Source organism: Burkholderia sp. BDU5 (assembly GCF_001522845.1).
Taxonomy (GTDB): domain Bacteria; phylum Pseudomonadota; class Gammaproteobacteria; order Burkholderiales; family Burkholderiaceae; genus Burkholderia; species Burkholderia mayonis.
This window is the reverse complement of sequence record NZ_LOWC01000109.1, coordinates 246,448-271,406: the sequence shown is the minus strand read 5'-3', so window position 1 is coordinate 271,406 and position 24,959 is coordinate 246,448. Positions and strand designations below refer to the sequence as shown.

General features: G+C 65.8%; 25 protein-coding genes and 3 pseudogenes. 14 read left to right on the top strand and 14 right to left on the bottom strand.

All coding sequences use genetic code 11. The annotated features are described in order from the left end of the window. Positions 1–204: 204 nt before the first annotated feature. The gene (locus WS69_RS17295) at positions 205–1,098 is read left to right on the top strand and encodes an alpha/beta fold hydrolase (RefSeq protein WP_059471923.1); all 894 of its coding nucleotides are present in this window, start codon (positions 205–207) and stop codon (positions 1,096–1,098) included. Between the two features lie 133 nt (positions 1,099–1,231). Here WS69_RS17295 and WS69_RS17290 read toward each other — a convergent pair whose 3' ends face one another. Further along, positions 1,232–1,717 (bottom strand): Lrp/AsnC family transcriptional regulator, encoded by a 486-nt coding sequence (locus tag WS69_RS17290; RefSeq protein ID WP_059471922.1) that lies wholly within the window; start codon positions 1,715–1,717, stop codon positions 1,232–1,234. 111 nt (positions 1,718–1,828) lie between these two features. Here WS69_RS17290 and WS69_RS17285 point away from each other — a divergent pair, with 111 nt between their 5' ends. Continuing rightward, a complete protein-coding gene (locus WS69_RS17285; RefSeq protein WP_059471921.1) occupies positions 1,829–2,731 on the top strand; it encodes a DMT family transporter in 903 nt (300 codons plus the stop codon). 655 nt (positions 2,732–3,386) lie between these two features. Here WS69_RS17285 and WS69_RS17280 read toward each other — a convergent pair. The 5 genes from WS69_RS17280 to WS69_RS17260 all read right to left on the bottom strand — a co-directional run bounded on the left by WS69_RS17280 (position 3,387) and on the right by WS69_RS17260 (position 6,656). Next, the gene (locus tag WS69_RS17280; protein WP_059471920.1) at positions 3,387–3,704 is read right to left on the bottom strand and encodes a DUF1289 domain-containing protein; all 318 of its coding nucleotides are present in this window, start codon (positions 3,702–3,704) and stop codon (positions 3,387–3,389) included. Beyond that, on the bottom strand, positions 3,701–4,207 hold the full coding sequence (locus WS69_RS17275; protein ID WP_059471919.1) for a YbaK/EbsC family protein: 507 nt from the start codon (positions 4,205–4,207) through the stop codon (positions 3,701–3,703). The genes WS69_RS17280 and WS69_RS17275 overlap by 4 nt, the downstream gene beginning before the upstream one ends. A gap of 51 nt (positions 4,208–4,258) precedes the next feature. Further along, complete coding sequence (locus WS69_RS17270) at positions 4,259–5,191, bottom strand: hydroxymethylglutaryl-CoA lyase (RefSeq protein WP_059471918.1); 933 nt, start codon at positions 5,189–5,191, stop codon at positions 4,259–4,261. An 81-nt stretch (positions 5,192–5,272) separates the two neighbouring features. Continuing rightward, the gene (locus tag WS69_RS17265; protein WP_059471917.1) at positions 5,273–6,214 is read right to left on the bottom strand and encodes a 2-hydroxyacid dehydrogenase; all 942 of its coding nucleotides are present in this window, start codon (positions 6,212–6,214) and stop codon (positions 5,273–5,275) included. A 4-nt stretch (positions 6,215–6,218) separates the two neighbouring features. After that, a complete protein-coding gene (locus WS69_RS17260; RefSeq protein WP_059471916.1) occupies positions 6,219–6,656 on the bottom strand; it encodes a VOC family protein in 438 nt (145 codons plus the stop codon). A gap of 149 nt (positions 6,657–6,805) precedes the next feature. Between WS69_RS17260 and WS69_RS17255 the strand changes: the two genes are divergently transcribed. Then, on the top strand, positions 6,806–7,441 hold the full coding sequence (locus WS69_RS17255; protein WP_059471915.1) for an RBBP9/YdeN family alpha/beta hydrolase: 636 nt from the start codon (positions 6,806–6,808) through the stop codon (positions 7,439–7,441). A 31-nt stretch (positions 7,442–7,472) separates the two neighbouring features. Here the strand turns inward: WS69_RS17255 and WS69_RS17250 are convergent. The 4 genes and pseudogenes from WS69_RS17250 to WS69_RS17235 all read right to left on the bottom strand — a co-directional run. Continuing rightward, positions 7,473–7,715, bottom strand: a pseudogene (locus tag WS69_RS17250) (ADP-ribose pyrophosphatase); the annotation flags it as partial. 160 nt (positions 7,716–7,875) lie between these two features. Further along, positions 7,876–9,993, bottom strand: a complete 2,118-nt coding sequence (locus WS69_RS17245; RefSeq protein WP_059471914.1) for a phosphocholine-specific phospholipase C — start codon at positions 9,991–9,993, stop codon at positions 7,876–7,878. A gap of 46 nt (positions 9,994–10,039) precedes the next feature. Continuing rightward, complete coding sequence (locus WS69_RS17240) at positions 10,040–10,330, bottom strand: hypothetical protein (protein ID WP_059471913.1); 291 nt, start codon at positions 10,328–10,330, stop codon at positions 10,040–10,042. A 94-nt stretch (positions 10,331–10,424) separates the two neighbouring features. Further along, a complete protein-coding gene (locus tag WS69_RS17235; RefSeq protein WP_082716249.1) occupies positions 10,425–11,402 on the bottom strand; it encodes a LysR substrate-binding domain-containing protein in 978 nt (325 codons plus the stop codon). A 111-nt stretch (positions 11,403–11,513) separates the two neighbouring features. Here WS69_RS17235 and WS69_RS17230 point away from each other — a divergent pair, with 111 nt between their 5' ends. After that, positions 11,514–12,152 (top strand): glutathione S-transferase family protein, encoded by a 639-nt coding sequence (locus tag WS69_RS17230; RefSeq protein WP_059471912.1) that lies wholly within the window; start codon positions 11,514–11,516, stop codon positions 12,150–12,152. 507 nt (positions 12,153–12,659) lie between these two features. Here the strand turns inward: WS69_RS17230 and WS69_RS17220 are convergent. Then, complete coding sequence (locus WS69_RS17220; RefSeq protein ID WP_059471910.1) at positions 12,660–13,118, bottom strand: Lrp/AsnC family transcriptional regulator; 459 nt, start codon at positions 13,116–13,118, stop codon at positions 12,660–12,662. Between the two features lie 126 nt (positions 13,119–13,244). On the opposite strand from WS69_RS17220, the gene WS69_RS17215 reads away from it, so the two are divergent. Genes WS69_RS17215 through WS69_RS17205 form a run of 3 tightly spaced genes read left to right on the top strand, consistent with a single transcriptional unit; the run spans position 13,245 to position 15,103 of the window. Beyond that, positions 13,245–13,973, top strand: a complete 729-nt coding sequence (locus WS69_RS17215) for an AzlC family ABC transporter permease (RefSeq protein ID WP_059471909.1) — start codon at positions 13,245–13,247, stop codon at positions 13,971–13,973. After that, on the top strand, positions 13,970–14,272 hold the full coding sequence (locus WS69_RS17210) for an AzlD family protein (protein ID WP_059471908.1): 303 nt from the start codon (positions 13,970–13,972) through the stop codon (positions 14,270–14,272). Before WS69_RS17215 ends, WS69_RS17210 begins: the two co-directional genes overlap by 4 nt. Before the next feature lie 6 nt (positions 14,273–14,278). Beyond that, positions 14,279–15,103, top strand: coding sequence for an alpha/beta fold hydrolase (locus tag WS69_RS17205; protein WP_059471907.1), 825 nt, complete (start codon positions 14,279–14,281; stop codon positions 15,101–15,103). 250 nt (positions 15,104–15,353) lie between these two features. Here WS69_RS17205 and dapA read toward each other — a convergent pair whose 3' ends face one another. Further along, complete coding sequence (dapA, locus tag WS69_RS17200; protein ID WP_197419274.1) at positions 15,354–16,241, bottom strand: 4-hydroxy-tetrahydrodipicolinate synthase; 888 nt, start codon at positions 16,239–16,241, stop codon at positions 15,354–15,356. A 90-nt stretch (positions 16,242–16,331) separates the two neighbouring features. Between dapA and WS69_RS17195 the strand changes: the two are divergent. From WS69_RS17195 to WS69_RS17185, 3 genes and pseudogenes are all read left to right on the top strand, one after another. After that, a pseudogene (locus WS69_RS17195) lies at positions 16,332–16,766 on the top strand (replication endonuclease); the annotation flags it as partial. 241 nt (positions 16,767–17,007) lie between these two features. After that, positions 17,008–17,463, top strand: a complete 456-nt coding sequence (gene parS / locus WS69_RS17190) for a type II RES/Xre toxin-antitoxin system antitoxin (protein ID WP_059471998.1) — start codon at positions 17,008–17,010, stop codon at positions 17,461–17,463. Then, on the top strand, positions 17,460–17,933 hold the full coding sequence (locus tag WS69_RS17185) for an RES family NAD+ phosphorylase (protein ID WP_156438205.1): 474 nt from the start codon (positions 17,460–17,462) through the stop codon (positions 17,931–17,933). Before parS ends, WS69_RS17185 begins: the two co-directional genes overlap by 4 nt. A 271-nt stretch (positions 17,934–18,204) precedes the next feature. On the opposite strand, the gene WS69_RS17180 is transcribed toward WS69_RS17185, so the two are convergent. Then, positions 18,205–18,927 carry a hypothetical protein gene (locus tag WS69_RS17180; RefSeq protein ID WP_059471903.1) on the bottom strand — a complete coding sequence of 241 codons (723 nt, stop codon included), beginning with the start codon at positions 18,925–18,927 and terminating at the stop codon, positions 18,205–18,207. Positions 18,928–19,237: 310 nt separating this feature from the next. Beyond that, positions 19,238–19,444 (bottom strand): annotated as a pseudogene (locus WS69_RS31335) (IS3 family transposase); the annotation flags it as partial. A gap of 483 nt (positions 19,445–19,927) precedes the next feature. On the opposite strand from WS69_RS31335, the gene WS69_RS17175 reads away from it, so the two are divergent. The 4 genes from WS69_RS17175 (at position 19,928) to WS69_RS17160 (ending at position 24,831) form a co-directional block, all read left to right on the top strand. Beyond that, on the top strand, positions 19,928–20,941 hold the full coding sequence (locus WS69_RS17175; protein WP_059471902.1) for a sulfate ABC transporter substrate-binding protein: 1,014 nt from the start codon (positions 19,928–19,930) through the stop codon (positions 20,939–20,941). A 547-nt stretch (positions 20,942–21,488) separates the two neighbouring features. Beyond that, complete coding sequence (locus tag WS69_RS17170; protein WP_059471901.1) at positions 21,489–23,189, top strand: S10 family serine carboxypeptidase-like protein; 1,701 nt, start codon at positions 21,489–21,491, stop codon at positions 23,187–23,189. Positions 23,190–23,255: 66 nt separating this feature from the next. After that, positions 23,256–23,660, top strand: a complete 405-nt coding sequence (locus WS69_RS17165) for a hypothetical protein (protein ID WP_059471900.1) — start codon at positions 23,256–23,258, stop codon at positions 23,658–23,660. Positions 23,661–23,793: 133 nt separating this feature from the next. Further along, positions 23,794–24,831: an ion channel gene (locus WS69_RS17160; protein WP_059471899.1), complete on the top strand. Its 1,038-nt coding sequence runs from the start codon at positions 23,794–23,796 to the stop codon at positions 24,829–24,831. The last annotated feature ends 128 nt before the right edge of the window (positions 24,832–24,959 follow it).

Sequence of the window (24,959 nt, the reverse complement as noted above, 5' to 3'; positions counted from 1 at the left end):
ATGTTATGTGAGTGTCGTGCCGACTGCGCGCTCGCGATGAATTAATACGAACGGTCGTGCCATTATAGACGCGCTTCGACGAACGCGCTGCGGCCGGGCTGTCGAATGAGTGCTCTGTTTCTATGCTTTGCGCGGGCATGCCGGCGATGACGCGACGATCGCGCTCCTACAATAACGATCACAACAATCCGAGAGAACAAGACCATGTCGTTTGAGGAGTTCGCGCCGTTTCGCGTGACGGCGCAGGACGTCGACATCTTCGGCGTCAAAGGAGGCTCGGGACCGCCGCTTCTGTTGCTGCACGGCCACCCGCAGACGCACGTGATCTGGCATCGCGTCGCTGCGACGCTCGCCAGGCATTTCACTGTGATCGCCACCGATCTGCGCGGCTACGGCGCATCGGGCAAGCCGGCGAGCGATGCGCGGCACGCGCCGTATTCGAAGCGTGCGATGGCGGCCGATCAGGTCGCGGTGATGCGTCACTTCGGCTTCCCGCGCTTCCATGTGTGCGCGCACGATCGCGGTGCGCGCGTCGCGCATCGGATGGCGCTCGACCATCCGGACGCGGTCGAGCGGATGCTGCTCCTCGACATCGCGCCGACGCTCGCGATGTACGAGCGCACCGATCGCGCGTTCGCGACCGCGTACTTCCACTGGTTCTTCCTGATCCAGCCCGAGCCGCTGCCGGAGACGCTGATCGGCGGCAACTCCGATGCGTACGTCGAATCGGTGATGGGCAATCGGTCGGCCGGCCTCACGCCGTTCTCGCCGGAGGCGCTGCACGCGTATCGCGAAGCGCTGCGGCAGCCGGGCGCCGTGCATGCGATGTGCGAGGACTATCGCGCGTCGGCGACGATCGACCTCGATCACGATCGCGCGGATCTCGAACGCGGCAACAAGGTTGCGTGTCCGTTGCGCGTGCTGTGGGGAGAGAACGGCGTCGTCGGGCGCTGCTTCGAGCCGCTCGACGAATGGCGGCGCGTCGCGCGCGACGTGAGCGGCCGCGCGCTTGCCTGCGGACACTACATCCCGGAAGAGGCGCCCGTCGTGCTGATCGACGAGATCGTCGCGTTCTTCGAGGCGCGCGAGGTGGCGTGACGCCGCGGCGCGGGCTTCGTTACCCGAAGCCCTCGTTTCTCCGATGCGAGCGCCGCGCCGCTTTCGCGCGCACGGTGCTTCCGTCGATTTCACACGGAGTGGCGCTGCGCTTCGCGTCCGCTCCACGCTTGCGTCAATCCTCTTCGATCACGAGTGGTGGCAAGCGCCGCGCGACGGGCGTCGATTTGACGATCGCCGTGCTCGTCTCCGCGCGCTCGGTCACCTTCGCGAGTATCCCGTCGAGCTGCTCGATCGAGCGTAGATAGAGCCGGCAGACGAAGCAATCGTCGCCCGTCACCTTGTCGCATTCGACGAATTCGGGAATCCGCCGCAGCAATTCCTCGACGAGATGCAACTGGCCGGGCAGCGGCTTCACGCGCACGATCGCCTGCAGCGTGTAGCCGAGCGCGCGCGGATCGAGCTCGACCGTGAAGCGCGCGATCACGCCTTGCGCTTCGAGCCGGCGCAGGCGGTCCGCGGTGCTCGGCGCGGACAACCCGACGCGCCGCGCGAGTTCGCTGACAGGTTGGCGCGCGTCGTCGGCGAGCGCGCGCAGCAGTTCGCGGTCGATCGAATCGAGTGTGCTCGCCGCAGGCGGCGGCGAAAGGCGTTTTTGCATGGAAGCCTTCTTTTCAAAGGTGGATAGACGCATCTCACTCAGTTTAGCGATGGAGAGAGGCCAATCAAGTGCCTAGAATCGAAGTCAGGCTTTCCTCTCGCGAGAATTCACATGGCTTCGAACGATATGCGCCGCGGGGCGCTCGAAATGGTGATCGCGATGCTGATGTCCGGGACGATCGGCTGGCTCGTCGTGTCGTCGCGGCAGCATCCGATGAACGTCGTGTTTTTTCGCTGCCTGTTCGGCGGCGCGACGATGCTGATCATCTGCGCGGCGCTCGGCTTCCTGCGCCGCGATCTGCTGTCGAAGCGCGTCGTCGCGCTCGCCGCGCTCGGCAGCGTCGCGATCGTCGCGAACTGGGTGCTGCTGTTCGCCGCGTACTCGCGCGCGTCGATCTCGATGGCGACGGCCGTCTACAACACGCAGCCGTTCATGCTGGTCGCGCTCGGCGCGATCGTGTTCCGCGAACGGCTCACCGCGTCGGCCGTCGCGTGGCTCGTGCTCGCGTTCACGGGGCTCGCGCTCGTCGTGCGCGTCGAGCCCGCGGTGCTCGCGGTGCCCGGTCAGTATCTCGAAGGCGTCGTGCTCGCGCTCGGTGCGGCGTTCCTGTACGCGGTGTCGTCGATCGTCACGAAGCATCTGAAGGGCACGCCGCCGCATCTGCTGGCGCTGTTCCAGACGGGCGTCGGCGTGCTCGCGCTCGCGCCGTTCGTCCACTACGACGCGCTGCCCGCGACGCCGAGCCAGTGGCTCGACCTCGTCGTGCTCGGCGTCGTCAACACGGGGATCATGTACGTGTTGCTGTACGGCGCGATCCAGAAGCTGCCGACCGCGACGATCGGCGCGCTTTCGTTCGTCTATCCGGTCGTCGCGATCGTCGTCGATCGGATCGCGTTCGGGCAGACGCTCGCGTGGAGTCAGGTGTTCGGCGCGGCGTTGATCCTGCTCGCGGCGGCCGGCGTGAATCTCGGCTGGCGGATCGTGCCGGCGCGGCGGGTCGAGGCGCGGGGCTGAGTGTGCCGGGCGGAGTGCGCGGCGGTTCGTGGCGGTGCGCGGCGCGGTGGATGCGTGGCGGTGCGCGGGCGATCGGCGCTTCGCTTCAGTGCGCATCGAATGGCGCGGGCGCAGTCCGATCGAGCGGCGAGCATCGTCTGGCGGAAAGGCGATGCGCGCAGCGCGTCACGGCGGGCGGCGGCGATGAGCGCGGATAAAGCATCGGCTGGTCGAGCGGCGTGCGGCGGCTTATCGGGAGGCGAGGCGCGCCGTGCAAGCGCGGCGCGTCAGCAATGACGGAGGCGCACGACGTGTCGTCCGATCGATCGGCGCGCGTCGGTTGACAGGGATCGCACGCGACGCATGCGCGGTGCGCCGGCGGCGCTCCGGACAGACGGACGCAGCGCCGCGATCGGGCGATGCACGCTGATTCGCGTAGACGACATCGCGCGCGACGCGAAGCCAGACCGAGACATTCCGACACGCGCAAAAAAGTTGTAGGGAAACTCCTGATGCGATGCAGCGAGGGCGCTCGTATGATGCGCAGTGACGTTGATCACGTCCAAAGAATTCTCATTACGCTCGCCGTTCGCCAATCTGGCTGAACGGCATTTTTTTGCGCCGTGCCTGCCGCTTGCGGCAACGCGCGCGGGCGCGGCCCGCTGCCGGCGCCGCATCACGCGCAGGCCGTCTGCCGCGCCGCCAGCCGCGCGAGCACTGCGCGCTTCGCGTCGTCGTCGAACTTGCGCCAGCCGGCGATCTCGTCGCGCGTGCGACGGCAGCCTTCGCACCAGCCGGTTTTCGCATCGATCCTGCAGACGTTCGTGCATGGCGACGGCACGTTCGTGCCCGGCGCAGCCGTCGTCTCGCTCGCGGCGACCGCGCTCACCGCCGCCTCGCTCGCCGCTGCATGCGTTGCCGCCGCATCGGCCGCTGCCGCGCCCGGCGTCCCCTCGACCTTCGCCATGCCGCCGATCTCCGTCTTGTCGCTCATGCGTCGCTGCGCTCCGCGACGTCGGCCACCGGCGCGCCCGTCAACGTCACCAGCTCCTGCGGAGACAGATTGAACACTGCGTGCGGGTGGCCGGCCGCTGCCCACAGGTTGTCGAGCTTGAGCAGGTCGCGATCGATCAGCATGACGGGCTCGACGAGATGACCGATCGGACACACGCCGCCGATCGCGTAGCCGGTGTTGTCGCGCACGAACTTCGCGTCCGCACGGCCGACTTCGCCGACGTGTTCGGCGACCTTCTTCTCATCGACGCGATTCGCGCCGCTCGCGACGACGAGCACGGGCGCGCCGTCGGCGCGGCGGCGGAACAGGATCGACTTCGCGATCTGCGCGACCGAGCAGCCGAGACCCGCGGCGGCTTCGGCCGACGTCTTGCCGGTTTCCTCGAGCATCACGATGCCCTTCGCATGGCCGCGCTCGCGCAGCAGCAACGCGACGCGACGGGCGGAATCCGGAAGCTTGTCGATGGGGGCGGGGGTAGCCATGGGTGCGCTTCGTATCCTCGTGGAGTAGTGGTGTGATGGGCGCCGCGCGGATCACGCGCAGGCGGACGGTTCGGCGGCCGCACGCTGCTTCGCGAGCAGCGCGCGCCCCGCGCGCGACACATTCGCGCGGCCGATCGCGGTCGAGATGAAATCGCCGGCGGCGACGACCTGGCCGAGATCGACGCCCGTATCGATGTTCAGGCCGCGCATCATGTACAGCACGTCCTCCGTCGCGACGTTGCCGGTCGCGCCCTTCGCGTACGGGCAGCCGCCGAGGCCCGCGACCGACGCGTGGAAGATCCCGATGCCTTCGAGCAGCGCCGCGTAGATGTTCGCGAGCGCCTGCCCGTAGGTGTCGTGGAAGTGCCCCGACAGCCGTTCGCGCGGGAACGCCTTCGCGACCGCGTCGAGCACCGCGCGCGTGCGGCCCGGCGTGCCGACGCCGATCGTGTCGGCGATGTCGATCTCGTCGCAGCCGAGCGCGGCGAGGCGCTTCACGACGTCGACGACGGCGTCGACCGGCACGTCGCCCTGATACGGGCAGCCGAGCGCGCACGACACACTCGCGCGCAGCCGCACGCCCGCGTCCTTCGCCGCGCGCGCGACGGGCTCGAAGCGCGCGATGCTCTCCGCGATGCTGCAGTTGATGTTGCGCTGCGAGAACGCCTCGCTCGCCGCGCCGAAGATCACGACTTCGTCGGCGCGCGCGGCGAGCGCGTTCTCGACGCCCTTCAGGTTTGGCGTGAGCGCCGAGTAGATCGTGCCCGCGCGGCGCTCGATGCCGGCCATCACGTCGGCGCCGTCGGCCATCTGCGGCACCCATTTCGGCGACACGAACGACGCCGCCTCGATGTTGCGGAAACCGGCGCGCGACAGCCGGTTCACAAGATCGATCTTGACGTCGGTCGGCACGAACGCCTGCTCGTTCTGCAGCCCGTCGCGCGGGCCGACTTCGACGATCTTCACGGATTGGGGGAGCGTCATCCGAGTCTCCTGATTCCTGTCTTCTGATGAATGGATCGCTGCATGGGATTTTCCTGCGAGCGTATTCGCGGGCCGCCGCGGTCAATAGCCGAGTGCGCGGTCGACGACGCCGCCGATCGGCTCGCCGCGCTCGAGCGCGCCGATCTTCGCGGCGATCTGCTCGACCGCTTCGGCGCGCAGTGTATCCGCCGAGCAGTGCGGCGTGATCACGATTCGCGGCTCGCGCCAGAACGGGTGATCTTCAGGCAGCGGCTCGGTCGCGAACACGTCGAGCGTCGCCGCGGCGATGCGGCCGCTCGAGAGCGCGTCGAGCAAATCCGCTTCGACGAGATGCGCGCCGCGCGCAATGTTCACGAGATACGCGCCGTGCGCGAGCTTCGCGAACGCGCGTGCGTTCAGGATGCCGTCGGTGTCGGCGGTGCTCGGCAGCAGGTTCACGAGCAGCTTCACGCCGTCGAGGAACGCGTCGAGCTGCGCGACGCCCGCGAACGTCGCGATGCCGCCGAGCGTCTTCGCCGCGCGGCTGTAGCCGCGCACCGGCAGCCCGAGCGCCGCGAGCGCGCGCGCGACTTCGGCGCCCAACGCGCCGAGCCCCAGCACGCCGACGACGAACGTGTCGCGCGGATGCGGCGCGAGCGCCTGCCAGCGGCGCTCGCGCTGCAACAGCGCATATTCGTCGAAGCGGCGCAGATAGCGCAGCGCCGCGTGCGTCGTGTATTCGACCATCTGCCGCGCCATCCCGGCGTCCTCGAGGCGCACGAGCGGCACGTCGCGCGGCAGCATGCCCGGATGCGCGCGTTCGAGCGCGAGCACCGCGTCGACGCCCGCGCCGAGATTGAACACGGCCTTCAGATCCGCGCGAGGCGCGAAGAACGCGCGCGGCGCGCGCCAGACGAGCGCGTAATCGGCAGGCGCGTCGTCGCCGGGCGTCCACGCGCGCAATTGCGCGCCGGGCAGCGCGCGCTCGATGTCGCGCTTCCAGTCTTGCGCGTCCTGATGCGGCGTATAAAGCAGTATTCGCATGCGTCTACTTCGCGAACAATTGACCGATGTCGGCGAATGCCTTGAATTCCAGCGCGTTGCCGCACGGATCGAAGAAGAACATCGTCGCCTGCTCGCCGGCCTCGCCCTTGAAGCGGATGTGCGGCTCGATCACGAAAGCCGTGCCGGCCGCCTTCAGTTTGCCGGCGAGCGCGTGCCATTCGTCCATCGACAATACGACGCCGAAATGGCGCACCGGCACGTCGTCGCCGTCCACCGGGTTGACGGCCGGGCGGCCCGTCTCGTCGGGCGCGAGGTGCGCGACGAGCTGGTGTCCGAAGAAATCGAAATCGACCCAGCGATCGGAGCTGCGGCCTTCCGGGCAGCCGAGCAGGCCGCCGTAGAAGCGGCGCGCGCGCTCGAGGCTCGTGACCGGAAACGCGAGATGAAACGGGCGCAACGCGCCTGACGGCGTGGCGGACATGCATCGTCTCCTCAAATGAAGCCCTCATTCTACGGTTTTGCCGCGCTTTGCGTCGCCATGCGCGGAAATGCAAAGCACAAAAAATTGGTTCGCCGCGCATCGCGCGCACGCGACAATCGACGCCAGGCTCCTAGCTTCGCGAGGGACACATGCGCTCATGCAGCAAATCGACGTGGCCGCCGCGGCTCGTCACGGTGCCCGGTCTGCACGGCAGCGAAGGCGCGCACTGGCAGACCTGGCTCGAGAGACAGTTCGCGCGCGCGCTGCGCGTCGAACAGGACGACTGGGACGCACCGCATCTCGCGCGCTGGGCGCAGAAAGTGCGGGATCTGCTCGCGCGCGAGCGCGGGCCGTTCGTGCTCGCCGCGCACAGCTTCGGCTGTCTCGCGGCCGCGCATGCGCTCGCACAGCACGCATCGGTCGCGGACGCGCCGGCGGCGAACGTCGTCGGCGCGCTGTTCGTCGCGCCCGCGAATCCGAGCAAGTTCGCGTTCGCGGGCGACTTCGATCCGCACCGCCTGGCCGCGCCGTCGATCGTGATCGGCAGCGAAAGCGACCCGTGGATGACGCTCGCCGAAGCGCGCGAGCTCGCACACCGGCTCGGCAGCGCGTTCGTCAATCTCGGCGACGCCGGCCACATCAATACCGCAGCGGGCTACGGGCCGTGGCCGCGCGCGAAATATCTCGTCGATGCGCTCGTGCATTGCGCGGCGCCGCTGCGGTTTCGGGACGACTCGCCGGTAATCGGCGCGATCGCGCGCGATGTGCTCGTGACGGCGGCTTGATGCGCTTGCCGCAATCGCCGGGCTCGACATTTCAGGCCGCCGTCACGAGCTGCGCGACGGCAACGCGCGTCGCGTGTGTGAGCGGCTGCGGCAAATCGCTCAGCGCGAACCAGCCGAATGCGTCGTGCTCGTCCGGCTCGACGATGCGCGGCTCGCCCGCGAACGCGCGCGCAAGATAGACGGGCGCGACCCAGTGCGCTCGATTGGCGGCGTCGATGTGATCGACGACGCACAGCAGCGTGACGCGTTCGAGCGCGATCGCCAGTGCCTCTTGTGCGATGTGCGTCACGTCGTGTCTTCGGAAACGATGTTCGGCACACGCAACACGCATCCGGGTTTCACTTCGACGCTTGTCGTCGCGCGCATTTCTTTCCGCATCGAACTGCATCGATCGCGCGACGGCGTCCATCAAGCACGCCGTCGCGCGTGCACCTTCAGGCCGTGACGGGCGCGACCGCCGCCGGATCGGAATAGCTCGTCTTGCCGTTCTCGACGTGGCCCGCGAAGCGGCGCAGGAACGTGCCCGCCGCGCCGTCCGACACCGTCACGTCGTACCAGTGATGGCTCGGCGCGAGCGCCCATTGCTCGATCCGCTCGTCGCCGCCGCGCAGCGTGATCTGACGCGACTGCGCGCCGTACGCGTTGTCGGTCAGCGTCAGCGGCACGCTCTGGCCGCCGTGATTCTGCAGCTTCAGATACAGGTTGCCGTTCGCGATGTCGTAGCCCGCCTTCACTTCCGGATGCGCGGCTGCGTGCCGGCCATGGCCCTCGGCGGCGGCGACGCCTTCGAACACGCGCACGAAGCCATTCGGGCCGTACACCGAGAACGCATACGCGCCGTTCGTCGCGCCGAGATCGAACTCGTCGTGCAGCGAACGATGCGCGCCGACCGTGTAGCGCCACGGGCCGTCGCTGCGGTTCGACGCATACACATAGAAGTGCGCGCCTTGCTCGCCGCGATTCGCGAACTCGATCCGCAAGTGTGTGCCGCCGCGCACCGACGCGTTCACGTGCAGTTCGTACGGCAGCGCGCGCGCCGGACGCACGCCGGGTTCCTGCGGATCGACGGGGCTCGGCGCGGCGGGCACGGTCGGCGCGGGCTTCGTCGAGCAAAGCTGATCGGCGATCGACCGATAGTTGCTCGTGTCGGGCAACGGCGGCAGCGTCGCGTCCGGCGTGCGGAAGTCGAACGCGGACGTGAGATCGCCGCACACGGCGCGGCGCCACGGCGTGATGTTCGGCTCGTCGATCCCGAAGCGCGCGGCGATGAAGCGGATCACCGACGTGTGGTCGAACACCTGTGAGCAGACGAAGCCGCCCTTCGTCCACGGCGACACGACCGTCATCGGCACGCGCGGGCCGAGGCCGTACGGCAGGCCGTCGGCGGTGTAGCTGCCGCCGCGGCCCGGATTCACGACGTTGTGGATCTCGCCGTCGACGGCGACGGTGGACAGGCCCTGCGCGCGCGTCGTCGCCGGCTGCGGCGGCACGACGTGATCGAAGAAGCCGTCGTTCTCGTCGTACATGATGAAGAGCACGGTCTTGCGCCATACGTCGGGGTTCGACGTCAGCGCGTCGAGGATCTGCGATGTGTAGTTCGCGCCGTAAGCGGGCGTGTACTTCGGATGCTCGGAGAACGCGGCGGGCGGCAGCAGCCACGACACTTGCGGCAGCCTGTTCGCGAGCACGTCGGCCTTCAGGTCGTCGAGCGTGCGCACCGCCTGCGCGCGCTGATACAGCGACGAGCCCGGCTTCGCGTTGATGAAGTTCGCGAAGTTCTGCAGGACGTTCGTCCCGTAGTTGCCGTTCAGCGGATCGCTGCCTGTCGTGCCTTGCTGGTAGATCTGCCACGAGATGCCGTTCGCTTCGAGACGCTCGGGATACGTCGTCCACGTGAGCAGGTCGTACTTCGGCGGCACGTCGCCGTCGACGTAGTCGTTGTTGTCGAGGAGCGGGCCGCCGTATTTGCCGGTCGGGTCGACGGTGCCCGTCATCAGATACGAGCGGTTCGGATGCGTCGGGCCGGGCAGCGAGCAGAAGTAGTTGTCGCAGACGGTGAACGCATCGGCGAGCGCGTAGTGGAACGGGATGTCCTCGCGCACGTGATAGCCCATCGTCATGTCGGTCTTGTTCGCGGGCCACTGATCGTAGCGGCCGCCGTCGATCGCCGCGTGCGTCTTGTACCACGAGTGATCGAGGTCGCCGATGCATTGCGCGCTCGTCGTCAGCGTGTTGAGGCGAAACGGCAGCACGGGTCTCGACGGATTCGCCTTCGACGGTTGATACCAGACCGGTTTGCCGTTCGGCAGTGCGATCGGGAAGCGGTCGTTGTAGCCGCGCACGCCGCGCAGGTGTCCGAAGTAATGGTCGAACGAGCGGTTTTCCTGCATGAACACGACGATGTGCTCGACATCGCGGATCGTGCCCGTGCGCGACGCGGCGGGGATCGCGAGCGCGCGGCGGATCGATTCGGGGAACACGGTGAGCGCGGCGGCGGCGCTCGCGGATTGCGCAACGGTCTGCAGGAAACGGCGGCGGCTTTCTGACGTCATGTTTTCACCTTTGGCTCTGCGGGGAAGAGGGCGCGGCGGAACGCGATCAGCCAGGATTTGATGCGGGATGCGCGGATGCCGCCGTCGTGCCGGATGCGTCGCCGGCTTCGTCTTCGGGCGGGTAGTGGATCACGGGCGTTGCGAGCGGCGCACTCGCCGGCGCGGTGTGGCTGGCCACGGCGCCGCCGTTGAACGAATTGGCGGCGGTGTCCGGCGGCGATGCCGTTTGCGCGCCGGCGTTCGTCTCCGCGCGAGCGTGAGACGCATCGTCGCCGCACGCGGCGGCGAGCGGCACGACGCAAAGTGCGGTGACGAGGGCGGCGAGACGCTGGCGCATCGGGGAGCCTCCTGAGAATCGATCGCGTGTCTTGGACGTCCGCTAGTTTGAGGAAACGATGCGTCGGTTACGTGAACCGTTTGCGACGGCCATATTATGACGATTTGCTTTCGGTCGGCTGGCGGCGGTGGGCAGGCGGCGCGTCGGCGGTGAGCTTGCGGCGCGGCGTCTTGCGGCGCACCTCGTCGCGCAGCCAGTCGAGCCACGCGGCGATCGCGCGCTCCTTCGGATGTCCGGGCCGCCAGACCAGATAGTGAGCGTAGACGTCGGCGATGCTCGCCTTCGACACGCGCACGAGCGCGCCCGACGCGAGCTCCGGCGCGATCAGCGAGCGGCGCGCGAGCGCGACGCCACGGCCTTTCAGCACGGCTTCGATCAGCGCTTCGGCATCGTCGAATTGCGGCGCGCGGCGCGATTCGACGAGATCGAGCCGCGCCGCCTGAAACCACGGCTCCCACGGCTGCGCGGGATGACGCAGCAGCGTCGAGCGTGCGAGGTCGACGGCCTCGCGCGGCGCAACGCCGTCGCGGTTTCGATAGGTCGGACTCGCGACCGGAAACACCGCCTCGTTCATCAGCTTTTCCGCGACGACGCCGGGCCACGTGCCGGGGCCGTAACGCAATGCGACGTCGATGCGGCTGCGCTTGTTGAGCGGCGCGAGCGCGACGTCCGGATGAAGCGTGACGTCGATTGCCGGATGCGCGGCGCGAAAACGCGGCAGACGCGGCGCGAGCCAGCGCGTCGCGAAACTCGGCAGCACGCTCACGTGCAGCGTCGTGCTCGCCGCGCGGGAGAAGCGGGGTGCGCGCGTCGCTTCGAATGCGCGCGCGAGCACGCTCAGGCCTTGCCGCACTTGCAGCGCGAGCGCGTGCGCGGCTTGCGTCGGCGTCGCGCCGTTGCGCTCGCGCGTGAAGAGCGGACGGCCGAGCTGCGCTTCGAGCGCGCGCACGTGCTGGCTGACGGCGCCTTGCGTGAGCGCGAGCTCGTCGGCTGCGCGCGTGAAGCTCTGCAGCCGCACGGCAGCTTCGAATGCACGCAGCGTCTGCAACGGGGGGATGCGGGGTCGTGTCATCCGTGTATTAGTAACACTAATGCCTGAGCACGACAATTCATCGTTTGCCGCGTGCCTGGCCGGTTCCTACACTCGCTGTCATTGCCATTCGATGGAGGGGGGACGGGAACCATGAGCGCTTATCGACTCTACTATTCGCCGGACGCGTGCTCGCTCGCCGCGCACATCGCGCTCGAAGAAACCGGCGCGCCGTTCGACGCCGAGCCGGTGCTCGTATCGCGCCGCGAGCACCTCGGCGAGCGCTATCTCGCGATCAATCCGAAGGCGCGCGTGCCCGCACTCGCGATTCCCGGCGAGACGCGCGTGCTGACCGAGACGCCCGCAGTTCTCACGTATCTCGCGCGCAAGCATCCGGAAGCGGGTCTGCTGCCGATCGACGATCCGTTGCGTGAGGCGCGGTGTCACGAGTGGCTCGCGTGGCTCGTCGGGTGGGTGCATGGCGTCGGATACGGCGCGCTGTGGCGGCCGGGACGGTTCATCGACGACGCGTCGACTCATTCGGCGATCTCCGCGCATGGCCGGCGCGTGATCGAAGCGGCGAACGGCGAGATCGAGGCGGCGCTGCGCGACGGGCGGCAATGGGCCGAGCCGGACGGATATTCGATCGTCGATCCGTTCTTGCTCGTGCTGTATCGATGGGGGCGCGCGGTCGGTCTCGATATGGACCGCTGCGAAGCATGGGGTGCGCACGCGGCGCGGGTCGCGGAGCGTGACGCGGCGAAGCGGGCGTTGGAGCGGGAGGGGCGGTGAGGCGCTCAGCGATGCAGGCGCGCCGTCGTCGGCCCGAATTCGCTCGTCGGCGTGCTCAATCTTGCGCGCGCCCGATGGTGTCGGGTCCGGGCCGACGACGGCGCCGTTTCATGGGCAAGGCGGAGCCGCCGCGACCGTGACCGGCGAGGTCGATATGCCGTTGGCGTCCTCATGCAATTGCCGCACCCGGATGCGCGCGGGACCGACGTCGCCTTCGGCGGAGACTTCGAATCCTGCCCGGGCTTCGGCGTGAACGTGCCCGCTCCGCGCTGCGGCGTTTCGATATACGTCGTCGCGCCTCGCAAGATCCGACGCGAAATCCGGGCGCTGATGGTCAGGGGCCGGTCGGCGGCTACGATGTACTCGTGGTAATAACGGGCGGCGTCGGGCGGCACCGGCATGCCGACGGTCTCGTTCGTCAAGCTGGTCAGTCCGCACGACGACGGCAACGCCCGCTGGTGCGCAGCCGGCCCATTTTCGGTTGGTCCTCCGCGGGCGTGCGCAAAGTCAAACCGGCACCTCCGAAGTCAACTTCACCTTCTGCAGCGGGATCTCGGTCTTCACGCTCTGCACGCCCTTGATCCGCGTCAGATGATGCATCTGGAATTGCCGGTAGTCGTCGATGTCGGCGGCGACGACTCGCAGCAGAAAATCGCAGTCGCCCGCCATCAGGTGGCACTCGACGACCTGCGGCAGTTGCCGGACCGCTTCGGCGAAGTGATCGACCGTGTCGGCGTCCTGCTCTTTCAGCCAGACACGCGTGAACACGGTCAACCCCTTGCCGACCTTCGCGGGATTGAGCACCGCGACGTACCGTTCGATCACGCCGGCTTTCTCGAGCAGCCGGACTCGTCTGAGGCACGGCGAAGGCGACAGGCTGACTTCTTTCGCGAGCTCGACGTTCTGCAGCCGGCCGTCGCGTTGCAGGGCTTGCAGGATGCGTCGATCGATGGCGTCGAATTTCATTGGAATCCAATTCCAGGAAGATTAAAAAAATGGGTTGTTCATACTAATTCGATACCGAAATATAGCAACAACGCAACCCGATTTCATCAAATTTGGCAGACAATATTGCCCCTCGAAGGAGGTGTAATGAACAGTTTGCCGACGTCAACCGTCATTTCCGAGGAATCCACCGCAAAATCCGAAGCCTGGCGCGGCTTGCGCGCATCGCTGCCCGTGATGCTCGGCTTCATTCCGTTCGCGCTCGTGCTGGGCGCGCAGGCGACGCAAAAAGGCTTGAGCGTCGTCGAAGTGCCGCTGATGACCGGCCTGAATTTCGGCGGCGGCTCCGAATTCACCGCGATCCGGTTATGGACGTCGCCGCCGCACATCCTGCTCATCGTCGCGATGTCGTTTCTGGTGAACTGCCGGCACATCCTGATGGGCGCGGCGTTCGCGCCGTATCTCCGGCACCTGTCGCGCAAGCGGACTTTTCCGGCGCTCTTCTTCATGTGCGACGAGAGCTGGGCGATGGCGCTCGCCGACGCGCGGCAGCAATCGCGCAGCCGCATCAGCTTTCCGTATTACCTGGGCGTGTCGGCAGGGCTGTACCTCACGTGGATCGCGTGCACCGCGCTCGGCGCGGCATTGGGGCCCACGATCGGCGACGTCGAGCAATACGGCTTCGACATGGCGTTCACCGCGGTTTTCCTCGTGCTGCTCCGGGGCATGTGGAAAGGCGCGCGCGCGTGCCGTCCGTGGCTCGTCAGCCTCGTCGTCGCGGCGGCGACTTACCTGCTCGTGCCGGGCGCCTGGTACGTCGCGGCGGGCGCGCTCGCCGGCCTCGTCGCCGCCGTCGCCTGGGGAGAGCCGTCATGATCGATGTATCGACGCTGCTGACGATCGCGCTGATGGCCTCGTCCACTTACCTGAGCCGGATTCTCGGCTACGTCGTGCTGCGTAATCGCACGCTGAGCCCGCGCATGCTGTCGGTGATGGAAAATGTGCCGGGATGCGTGCTGGTGTCGGTGATCGCGCCGGCGTTCGTCTCGGACAAGCCGGCCAATTTGCTCGCGCTGGCGATTACGCTGCTCGCGGCCACCCGACTGTCGATTTTGCCGACCGTGATCATCGGCGTCGTGTCGACCGGCTTGTTGCGGCATCTGCTCGGTCAGTAGCGGAACATGGACAACCGCCGAAACGCGACGAAAGACTGCTGGGTCGACACCGGAAGGGGGCGCTTGTTCGTGCGGTGCTGGCCCGCGCCGCATCATGCGGACGCGCCCGACAGCCTGCCGCCCATCGTCCTGCTTCACGATTCGCTCGGCTGCGTTCACCTGTGGCGGACGTTTCCGAACGCGCTGGCCGAATGCACGGGGCGGCGGGTGATCGTCTACGATCGCCTCGGCTTCGGGCAGTCCGATCCCCGCACGGACGCGCTCGGCGCCGACTTCGTTCGCGACGAGGCCCGGCGATTTTTCCCGATGCTGCGCGAACAGCTCGGCTTCGATCGTTTCGTCGCGTTCGGCCATAGCGTCGGCGGCGGCATGGCGGTGCACTGCGCGGCGGCGTATCCGTCGGCGTGCGAAGCGTTGATCACCGAATCCGCCCTGGCGTTCGTCGAAGGCAGGACGCGCGCCGGCATCGTCGACGCGCGCGAACAGTTCAAGCAGCGCGAGACCTTCGAACGTCTGCAGGTGTATCACGGCGAGAAGACGCGCTGGGTGCTGGACGCGTGGATCGAGACGTGGCTGTCGCCGGCGTTTTCCGATTGGTCGTTGAACGATGTCCTGCCGCAGGTGACGTGCCCGACGCTCGCGATCCACGGCAGCGACGACGAATACGGGTCGAACCTTCATCCCGAGACGATCGTGCGCTCGGTCGGCGGACCGGCGCAGATCGAAATCGTGCGCGGCGTGCGGCATGTGCCGCATCGCGAGCGCGAGCGTTGGGTGGCCGAGCGCGTCGCCGGATTCATCGGCGCGAATCGACGCGGCGTCGACGAATAGGCCGTATGCCGGTCGGCGGTGCCGGCCGGGCTTTCCGGGGCGAGCGCCAGCGGAGGCCAACTGCCGCGTTTGCGGGGCTGCAAATCGGCAAATCGGCAAATCGGCAAATCGGCAAATCGGCAAATCGGCAAATCGGCAAATCGGCAAATCGGCAAATCGGCGCATCGCGCGATGAGGCGGCGCTCGAATCGGTGGACTCGAGCCGTCGCCGCATGACGAATCCGCCGGCGATCGACGGATGTCCGCGCGCTCAGACTTCGGCCGTCTCGCTCCGCCGCAGCGCTTCCCAATGCCTGACCAGCCGCGCCGCGAGCGCGTCGCTCACCGGCAGGAACGGCAGCCGCAGCGCGTTGTCGCACCAGCCCTGCGCGGCGAGCAGCGCTTTCACGGGCGCAGGATTCGGTTCCGCGAACAGATCGGCGACGAGCGGCTGCAGCGCGACCGCGACCCGTCGCGCGTCGTCGAGCCTGCCTTCGCGCAGGAGCGCATGGATGCGCACGTGCCACGCGGGCAGTACGTGCGCGGCGCTCGCGATCACACCGTGCGCGCCCGCGCACAGCGCCGCGAAATTCTGGTTGTCGTCGCCGGAGAAGATGCGTAGCGGCGTTTCGTGCACGAGACGCAGCATGCGCTCGAGGGTCCCGCCGCATTCCTTCACGCCGACGACGCGCGCATCGCGCGAGAGCGCCTGCAGTGTGTCGAGTTCGACGTTTACGCCGGTCCGATACGGAATGTTGTAGACGAGCACGGGCAGATCCGCCGCTTCGACGATCGCTTCGATGTGCCGCTGCACGCCGGCTTGCGTCGGCCTCATGTAGACGGGCGGCGTCGCGAGCAGCCCGTCCGGGCGCAGCGACGCGAGTTCCCGCGCGCGCTCGGCGGCCGCGTGCGTTGCGCTCGCCGTCAAGCCGAGCACGATCGGAAGATTCGGCGCGGCGTCGCGCAGCGTCGCGAAAATCGCTTCCTGTTCGCCCGCGTGCAGGAGCGCGCCTTCGCCCGTCGTCGCGCCGGCGACGAAGCCCGCGATCCTTTCGGCTGCGTAGTGACGCGCCAGGCGCGCGAGCGCCGGATAGTCGATCTCGCCATCGTGGAACGGCGTGATGATCGGAAGCCAGATACCTTCGAAACGTGATTGCATGTGCATCCTCTGGTATTACTGTGTCACAAAAATATATAACAAGAGCACTTTAGCACTGTTCATGAGAAGCGATGAGACGGTGCAACGCCGCGTGATACGCACAACTACCTTCAATGGCAATGGAGCCGTTGTCGTGCGTGGCTGCATCGCCAGCAGGTCTGCTGCTATGGGATGAGAACGATCGAAGCGCATCAGGATGGTCCGCTGCACTGGAGCCTCATGGTGTTCGTCCGCGACTCTGCGCACGTGAAGCTCTCGCGCGCGGCCATTAATCGCCATTTCCTGTTGAACGACTTGTCTGACGAACCTGACACGTGGATTCACCGTATTCGTTTCGAGCACGTCAAGTCGGCGAAAGGCGGTGCCACGGATTACATTGCCAAGTCCATCTCCAAGCATATCGATGAAAAGGGAATTGAACATGATCTCCCCGCAGTTCCCGTTTGCTGTCGTGACATAGCTGCGTTATTTGGATGCGAACGAGCACGTGAGGCGCGCGTCAGCCGAGCGGCGCGAACGAAATGAAGGGGCGGATAGTTGGAGCTATCCGCCCTTCATTTTCGGACGAGCACCGAAGCGGATGGCCGGGGACGTTGACATGGCGCGCGCAGCGGCGCAAGCGGGTTCGATCGGGCAAGCGACGGCGACCGGACGAGGCACGTCGAGCCGGCGCCTGCGGTTGGGTGAGCGCTGGCGACGCTTCCCGTCAGTGCGCTGCGTCGGCAAAACGCCTATAATGAACGGGCAAATTGCCACGGAGATGACGATGACCACCATCGCATTCAAGCCGACCGGCACCGCCGATCCCCGCCGCACCGAATTCGGCGTGCTCGAGCGCTTGCTGGAGGCTCGCGTCCGATCCGGCGCCGATCTGGCCGAGCTTGCCAGCGCGCGAGTCGAGGTCAGCGTGATTGACCGGTTCTCGGAGCTGGGGCTGAAGAACGACGAATTGGCGTTCATCATTCCGCGTCGTACGCTGACCCATCGTCGCCAGCATCACGAGCGTTTGTCGACCGATGAGTCGGACAAGGCGATTCGGCTCGCGAAGATCCTCGCGCAGGCGACCGCGACCTTCGGCTCGCCGGACAAGGCGATGACGTGGTTGCGCGAAGGCCTGACGCGCTTCGGTGGCAGATCGGCCCTCGATATGGCGAGTACCGAGCATGGCGCACGGCTGGTCGAAGAGGCGTTGATCCAGATCGACGAAGGGTACTTTGCCTGATGCTGCTATGGCGAATCAGTAACTATGCCGATCTGAAAGGCATCGGCGGGCTGCGCGCGGCGGGGCGATGGCACTACGCGGGCCAGCCCGTCGTCTATCTCGCCGAGCATCCGGCGCTCGCCTTGCTCGAGACGCTGGTGCATCTGGAGATTCGCAGCGTCGACCAACTGCCGGACGGCTATCAGCTGCTGCGCGTCGAGATCCCCGACGCGGTGACGGTGGCGGAGATTGCCGAGGCCGACACGCCCGTCGACTGGCGGCAGAATCCCGGCTGGACCCGCGGCGCGGGCACCGAATGGCTGGGCGCGCAACCGAGCGCCCTGCTGCGCGTGCCGAGCGCGGTCGTGCCGTTCGCGCATAACTGCCTGCTGAATCCTGCCCATCCTGACGCCGGTGTCGTGCGAATTGTCGAAATCGTGCAAGCGCCGCACGATAGCCGCATTCTGAAATTGCTCGCGGGAGGCGGGTAAGAAACGGTTTCATCAAGACTGCGAATCACACTTGAGCGTATTCCAGCAGATCAAACAGCAGCCGAGCTTCAAGGGGTAATCGTCCGATTCGTGCAATTTCTGGCGGTTTTGTCCAGAAAGGCGTTATCTCAATGGACTGCTGTCTTTAGCGGGGCGGGCGATCAACAAGACCCGCGAGCCTTGCCGGCCGCGGTCCGGCGCTAGGTAGCCGCAGATTTCGCGCGAATCGGACGATTACCCCTATCGGGACACGCGTGCGCCCGCGCGAGCCTCAGCCTGGCGAATGTTCGAAATGTCGATCGGTCAGAGTGAGCTGGTTGATTTCATATTTGTAATCGAGGAACGCCCGGAAGCTGCTGAAATGCTCGTCGACGAGCGCGATCGCTTCGGCCCGCTTTTCATTGGATAACGGCTGTTCGAGGAAGACCGATGAATCAATCGGGTGATCCATCTCGCTGTCGATGTGCTCGGCCCCCAGATAACACAGCCTGTCGCCCGTATCCGCCTCGTAAGCGGCCGCAATCCTGCGGGATGTGGTGAAGAAGATCTTCGAGGTCGCTTCGCCGGCCTCCATCGCGGCCATTCGCAACAGCGGGCAGTCGCCGCAGCGCCGCGCGCGAGCCATGACCGAATACATGTACTCGCGAACTGGTTCGCCGGTATCGTCCCAGATCAGTTTGATCGCGCTTTCGCAATCGAAGGCCTTGTCGTTCGCATCCAGGGTCTTGAGATCGGCCACCATCAGCTGCCAATGCGAGCTGTCGACGTCGACATGCTCGTTGATTGCCCGCTGCAGCTTGTCCGCCGGCGTCTTGTAGTGGTAGTACATCCGGTTGATGTCCCTGAACGTCATCGCAAAATGAATGAGAAGCGGCGCCCATGTCCGCATCAATTCCTTGATTTCCGGAACTGTGACGTTGGCGAGCTGCGGGAAGAACGGATGATCGGCAAGGGATTCTTTTTTTACGCGGATTCTATCGAGAACTTTCCTCATGATGAAAACTCCTATTTGATTTAATTGACCAATCAATTTATTAAATTGAGGGCGGTATCGCATCCGGGCATAAACCGCAAACCTCAATGCCCATTCTATAATTCCAGCATGAATTTAAAAGGCGCAATGCAAGTAAAAACAACCGCAAATCAATATCGACCAGACCCGATCAAATTGACTCGTAAGGATTTGAATCTTAATTTTGATATTCGCAAAACTTAAAATATTGAAATTTATTTTTTCGATATTGAAATCGTTCGCGCCAATTCCTGAGCGTGCTACCGTTTCACGAATCCCATAGCCGAGGCTATCAGGCCGCTTGCCCCTGTTGAGGGGCAGCCCAATTCTTCTCGAACGTCATGGGGCTGACGTAGTTCAATGTCGAATGTAGTCGGCGAGCATTGTAGAAGCCGGGCCAGTCGACGATTTCATCCATCGCGGCACGCCGCGTCGCGAAGTGCCGACCGTGCAGTCGTGCGACCTTCAGCGAACCCCACAGGCTTTCGGTTGGCGCATCGACGCTCCTATGTCAAGTTGTGTGCGTCGAATCAGCCAGATCGGCCAAGATCGGGTGGGGGGAGCAACGGAACAGCGAACCGATTTAAACCGCATCGGCACACCGCAGCGATCTGTCGCGGCCAGGACGCTTGACTATCCGACTGTCCGAATTTTCGCGGGCACCTCTCCGTTGCCGTCGCTCAATACGCTGCGTGCGCGGCTCGTTGTACTGGCCCGGTGGTATCAGGTTCGAGCGTCGTGCGCGGCGCTTCCACCGGTGCGCGGTGCGATGGGGCGTCGCGGCTCGGCGCACACCGTCGAATCGCCAAGCTGCCGAGTCGCCCGACCATCGAGCTGCCGAACCTTCCCCGCCTGTCCCGCCAAATCAGCTTTCGCGCATCGCTATCCACGACAGATTGGCTCGTATCGCAGCATTCGCCGCTAAAATCGTCGCTTACCAAAACCTGACGAATCACCCCGAACCACCAGCGGAGCACCAACGATGAAGCACACCCAAGGAATCGGCCGCCGGCTCTTCGCCGGCATCGCCGCGGCGATGCTCGTGACGGCCGCGCACGCCGACACGTCGCTGCTGAACGTGTCCTACGACGTCACGCGCGAGCTGTACAAGGACATCAACGCGAGCTTCACTGCCGCGTACAAGCAGAAGACGGGCGAGGCGGTGTCGATCCGTCAGTCGCACGGCGCGTCGAGCGCGCAGGCGCTGTCGGTGCTGCAAGGGCTGCAGGCGGATGTCGTGACGATGAACCAGCCGAACGACATCGATCTCCTCGCCGAGCGCGGCCAGCTGCTGCCGAAGGACTGGCGCACGCGCTTGCCGAACAACAGCTCGCCGTACTCGACGACGATGGTGTTCCTCGTGCGCCACGGCAATCCGAAGCAGATCAGGGACTGGAGTGATCTCGCGAAACCGGGCGTGCAGGTGATCATCGCGAATCCGAAGACGTCGGGCAACGGCCGCTACGCGTATCTCGCCGCGTGGGGCTATCAGAAGCTGAAGGGCGCGACCGATCAGCAGGCGCTCGATTTCGAGAAGGCGATCTTCCGCAACGTGCCGGTGCTCGACTCCGGCGGCCGCGGCGCGACGACGACGTTCACGCAGCGCGGGATCGGCGACGTGCTCGTCACGTTCGAGAACGAGGTCGCGCTGATCGACACGGGCGCGGCGGGCGCGAGCTTCGACGCGGTCTATCCGTCGGCGAGCATCCTCGCGGAGCCGCCCGTCGCGATCGTCGACAAGGTCGTCGACAAGAAGGGCACGCGCAAAGAGGCGCAGGCGTATCTCGAGTATCTGTACTCGCCCGCCGCGCAGGAGATCGTCGCGCGGCACCATCTGCGTCCGCGCGATCCGAACGTGCTGAAGAAGTACGCGAGCGAGTTCAAGCCGCTCAAGACGTTCAGCGTCGAGCAGATCTTCGGCAACTGGGCGAACGCGCAGAAGACGCATTTCGCCGATGGCGGCACGTTCGACAAGATCATCGTCGATCGCAAGTAAGCGTCGGCCAGTCGACGGTTCGCGCGCACCGCTCGGCATCCGCCCGGATCGGAATTGCCGCGCGACCGTTTCATTGTTTTCCGCTGGTTGATGCTTGCATTATTCTTTCGGAAATTCACGGGCGCATTCCATTCAATCGGAATGTGCCCGTTTTGTTTTCATTCTCCGGTTTGGATGCCGATTCCGTCCGCGCGCTTTGGCATTTCCCGATAAGTGTCTTGTTGCGGCGGAATCGCGGTTTATCGCAACTCGCCGAGCTGCGGCTCTTCGATGTTCGCCGATTCTCTGTTGGCGCGACAGATGTCCATATATCGAGATGCGCGTCGTGTGCATCGCATCTCGCTCGTCGCACGAGATTGCGTTCCAGCAAGAGGCAAATGCGGCCGGATTTATCCTTTTGCCATCGAATAATCAACGGTGGAAATGGTGGTTGACGAGCCATTTTTTCATAATTACGATGCGAAAAATTGAGTAAATCAATTGAGATAATACCGAGGAAGGCATTGCGTCGTCATGCCTTACGTATTGAAATAAATAGAAAGCGAAAATGAAAAGATCGATGGATGGAGGGCGCGCCGGATCGGCGGGATGGCGTCGCCGGATGTCGGCGGCGGCGGTTGTTTCGACGATGCTGCTGGCACTGGGAGGGTGTGGCGACGATCTGCAGAGCAGCACGACGCCCGCGCAGCTCAATCAACCGTACACCGACACGACCGCTTACTCGCCGAAGGCGGGTGACGGGCTCCCCGCGTCGCAGGCATCCGAGCGCGCCGCGGTGATGAGCCATCAATGGTCGTCGAACGGCGCGTCGGTCGACTACCTGACCACGACAGGACATTTGACGGCCTGCGATCCGAACGGCAACGCGGAAGCGACGATGTCGTATGTCGCTTATACCGCCCCGAGCCAGAACGGTTCGCCGCGGCCCGTCACCTTCTTCTACAACGGCGGGCCCGGTTCGTCGTCGGTGTGGCTGCGGCTCGGTTCGTTCGCGCCGACGCGCGTCGCGACGCCCGATCCGCTGATGACCAACTGGCCGAATTTCCCGCTCGTCGACAATCCGGAAAGCCTGATCGCGACCACCGACATGGTGTTCATCGATCCGCCCGGCACCGGCCTGTCGGAGGCCATCCAGCCGAACACGAACCAGACGTTCTGGGGCGCGGACGCCGACGTCAAGGTGATGCGCGATTTCATTCGCCGCTATCTGTCCGTCAACGGCCGCAGCGGATCGCCGATCTACCTGTACGGCGAATCGTACGGCACGCCGCGCACGGACATGCTCGCGCTTGCGCTCGAATCGGCGGGCGTGCAGCTGACGGGCATCGTGTTGCAGTCGTCGATCCTGAACTACATGGCGGCGACCGGGGATCAGGCGGTCGGCGCCTTCCCGTCGTATGCGCAGGTGGCGGCGTACTTCAACCAGGTGTCGCCGTCGCCGACGAATCTGGGCGCGTATGCGCAGCGCATTCAGGATTTCGCAACCGCGCAGTACACGCCGATCGTGCATTACGCGACGGCCTCGACGGCGGTGTCTCCGGACGGCGGCACGCTCGCGGTATGGTCGACGCAAACGAGCATGACGACCGCATCGCTCAACGCGTACTTCCTGTATTTTTATGACACCGAGGCTTCGCCCGGTCAGACGACGCTCGTGCCGGGCTACACGATCGGCCGCTACGATGGCCGCGTGTCGCTGCCGAACGGCGATCCGCGTCTTGCGAGCGACGACGACCCGTCAGACATCCTGATCTCGAAGCCGTTCACGACGGCGCTGGCGTCGCAGATGCCGAACGACCTCGGCTACACCGCGCCGAACGCGACGTATCAGACGCTGAATCCCGACATCATCGGCGCGTGGAATTTCAGCCATGCGGGGCAGCCGTATCCGGACACGATCCCGGATCTGCTCGCCGCGCTGCAACTGAATCCGAAGCTGAAGGTGCTGGCGTCGAACGGCTATCATGATCTCGCGACGCCGTATTTCAAAACGGAAAAGGAGCTCGCGCGGCTGCAGACGGTGTCCGGTCTCGATCCGAATCTGCAGGTCACGTTCTATCAGGGCGGCCACATGATCTACCTCGACGATGCCGCGAGGCCGCAGATGAAGTCGGATCTCGTCGCGTTCTACCAGAACCAGCCCGTGGCGAACGCGCTGACGCTCGCGGCGCTGCCGTCGCCGTGGCCCGACGAGAGCCCGGCCAATACGCCGACGGCGAAAATCGCGCGGGCCGCCGCGGCCCGCTGAGTTTGCGGCGAGCGGACCGCGCCATCGGCGGCCCGCTCCTTGAAACCCGATATTGCGAGTCACGTCATGTTCCAGATTCTTCAGTTGCAGCGCGTGTTCCCGGCTATCGCACTCATTGTCGCCGCGACGTTCGCGTTGAGCGCATCCGCTGAAACCTTGCAGGCCGTCTCGTCCGTTCCGCCGCTGCACGGCGGCGTCGACGGTCCGTTCTTCCCGAAGGACGCTTCCGCCGTGCCGGCGTCGGCTTCCGCGACGACGGGCGCGCAGTTGCAGCAGCAGGCGCAAAGCCGGCTCGCGGCGAGCCTCGGCGCGAGCGGCGCGCTCGGCAACGGCGCGGCGGTCACGAAGGCGCAGGCGCAAGCAAGCGGCCTCGGCTACGTCGCGAAGCATTTCGATGAAATCGACGCCGCGCATACCGGCAAGGTCACGCTCAAGCAGGTTCAGCAATTCATCGAGCAGCCGCGCCAGTGACGGGCGGCGGGGCCCGGCACCTGCCCGCGGAAGGCCGGGCGCGTCGCGCGCATCGAGCGAGCCGGGCGGCGTGACGACCGCATCGTAAGCGCTGCATGCTACGCTCGCCGCACCCGACCCCGGCGAGACTGCGATGAACGTCGATTCCTCTTCCCCGCACCCCCCCGAGCATCCCGCCGGCAGCGGCTCAGGCGCGCGCAAGCCGCCGCGCGGCGGCCGCAGGCTCTGGTCCGGCACGCGCGACGTGATCGCGTACGGCATGCCGGCCTCGGTCTGGCGCGATCTCTACTACTGGGCGCTCAAGGTGAGCTGGCCCGTGTTCTTCGCGTCGCTCGCCGCGCTGTTCGTCGTGAACAACACGCTGTTCGCGCTGCTGTATCTGCTCGGCGACGCGCCGATCGCGAACCAGTCGCCACCCGGCTTCGCGGGCGCGTTCTTCTTCAGCGTCGAGACGCTCGCGACGGTCGGCTACGGCGACATGCATCCGCAAACCGTCTACGCGCACGTCGTCGCGACGCTCGAGATCTTCGTCGGGATGTCGGGGATCGCGTTGTCGACGGGGCTCGTGTTCGCGCGCTTCGCACGGCCGCGCGCGAAGATCATGTTCGCGCGCCATGCGATCGTGCGTCCGCTCAACGGCCGGATGACGCTGATGGTGCGCGCGGCGAACGCGCGGCAGAACGTGATCGCCGAGGCGCGCGCGAAGCCCAGGCTGATGCGGCGCGAGCTATCGTCCGAGGGCTATTCGCTGCTGAAGATCCACGATCTGACGCTCGTGCGCAGCGAGCATCCGATCTTCCTGCTCGGCTGGAACCTGATGCACGTGATCGACGAATCGAGCCCGCTGTTCGGCGAGACGGCCGAATCGCTCGCCGCTCGCCGCGCGCTGCTGCTCGTGATGATCGAGGGCTCCGACGAAACCACCACGCAGATGATGCAGGCGCGCCACGCGTGGGAGCACGGCGACATCCGCTGGCATCACCGCTATGTCGATCTGATGAGCGAGGTCGACGGCATGACGCACATCGACTACACGCGCTTCAACGACGTCGAGCCGATCGAATCGCAGCCGGCGGCCGACGTGTCGGACGTGACCGATGCGTCCGGCACGGCCGGTACGCCGACCACGCCGACTACGCCGTCCGCCGAAGGCGGCGCCCGCCTGGTCTGACCCTGCTGATTCGGCTCGAAGCGAAATCCTTCTCAAATTGCAAGCAAAGCTTCAGCCGTCTTTCTCGAAAACGCTGATCGATATCAAGATGAGCAAAGAAATTCTTCTATTGGCGTAAAAAAATAAAG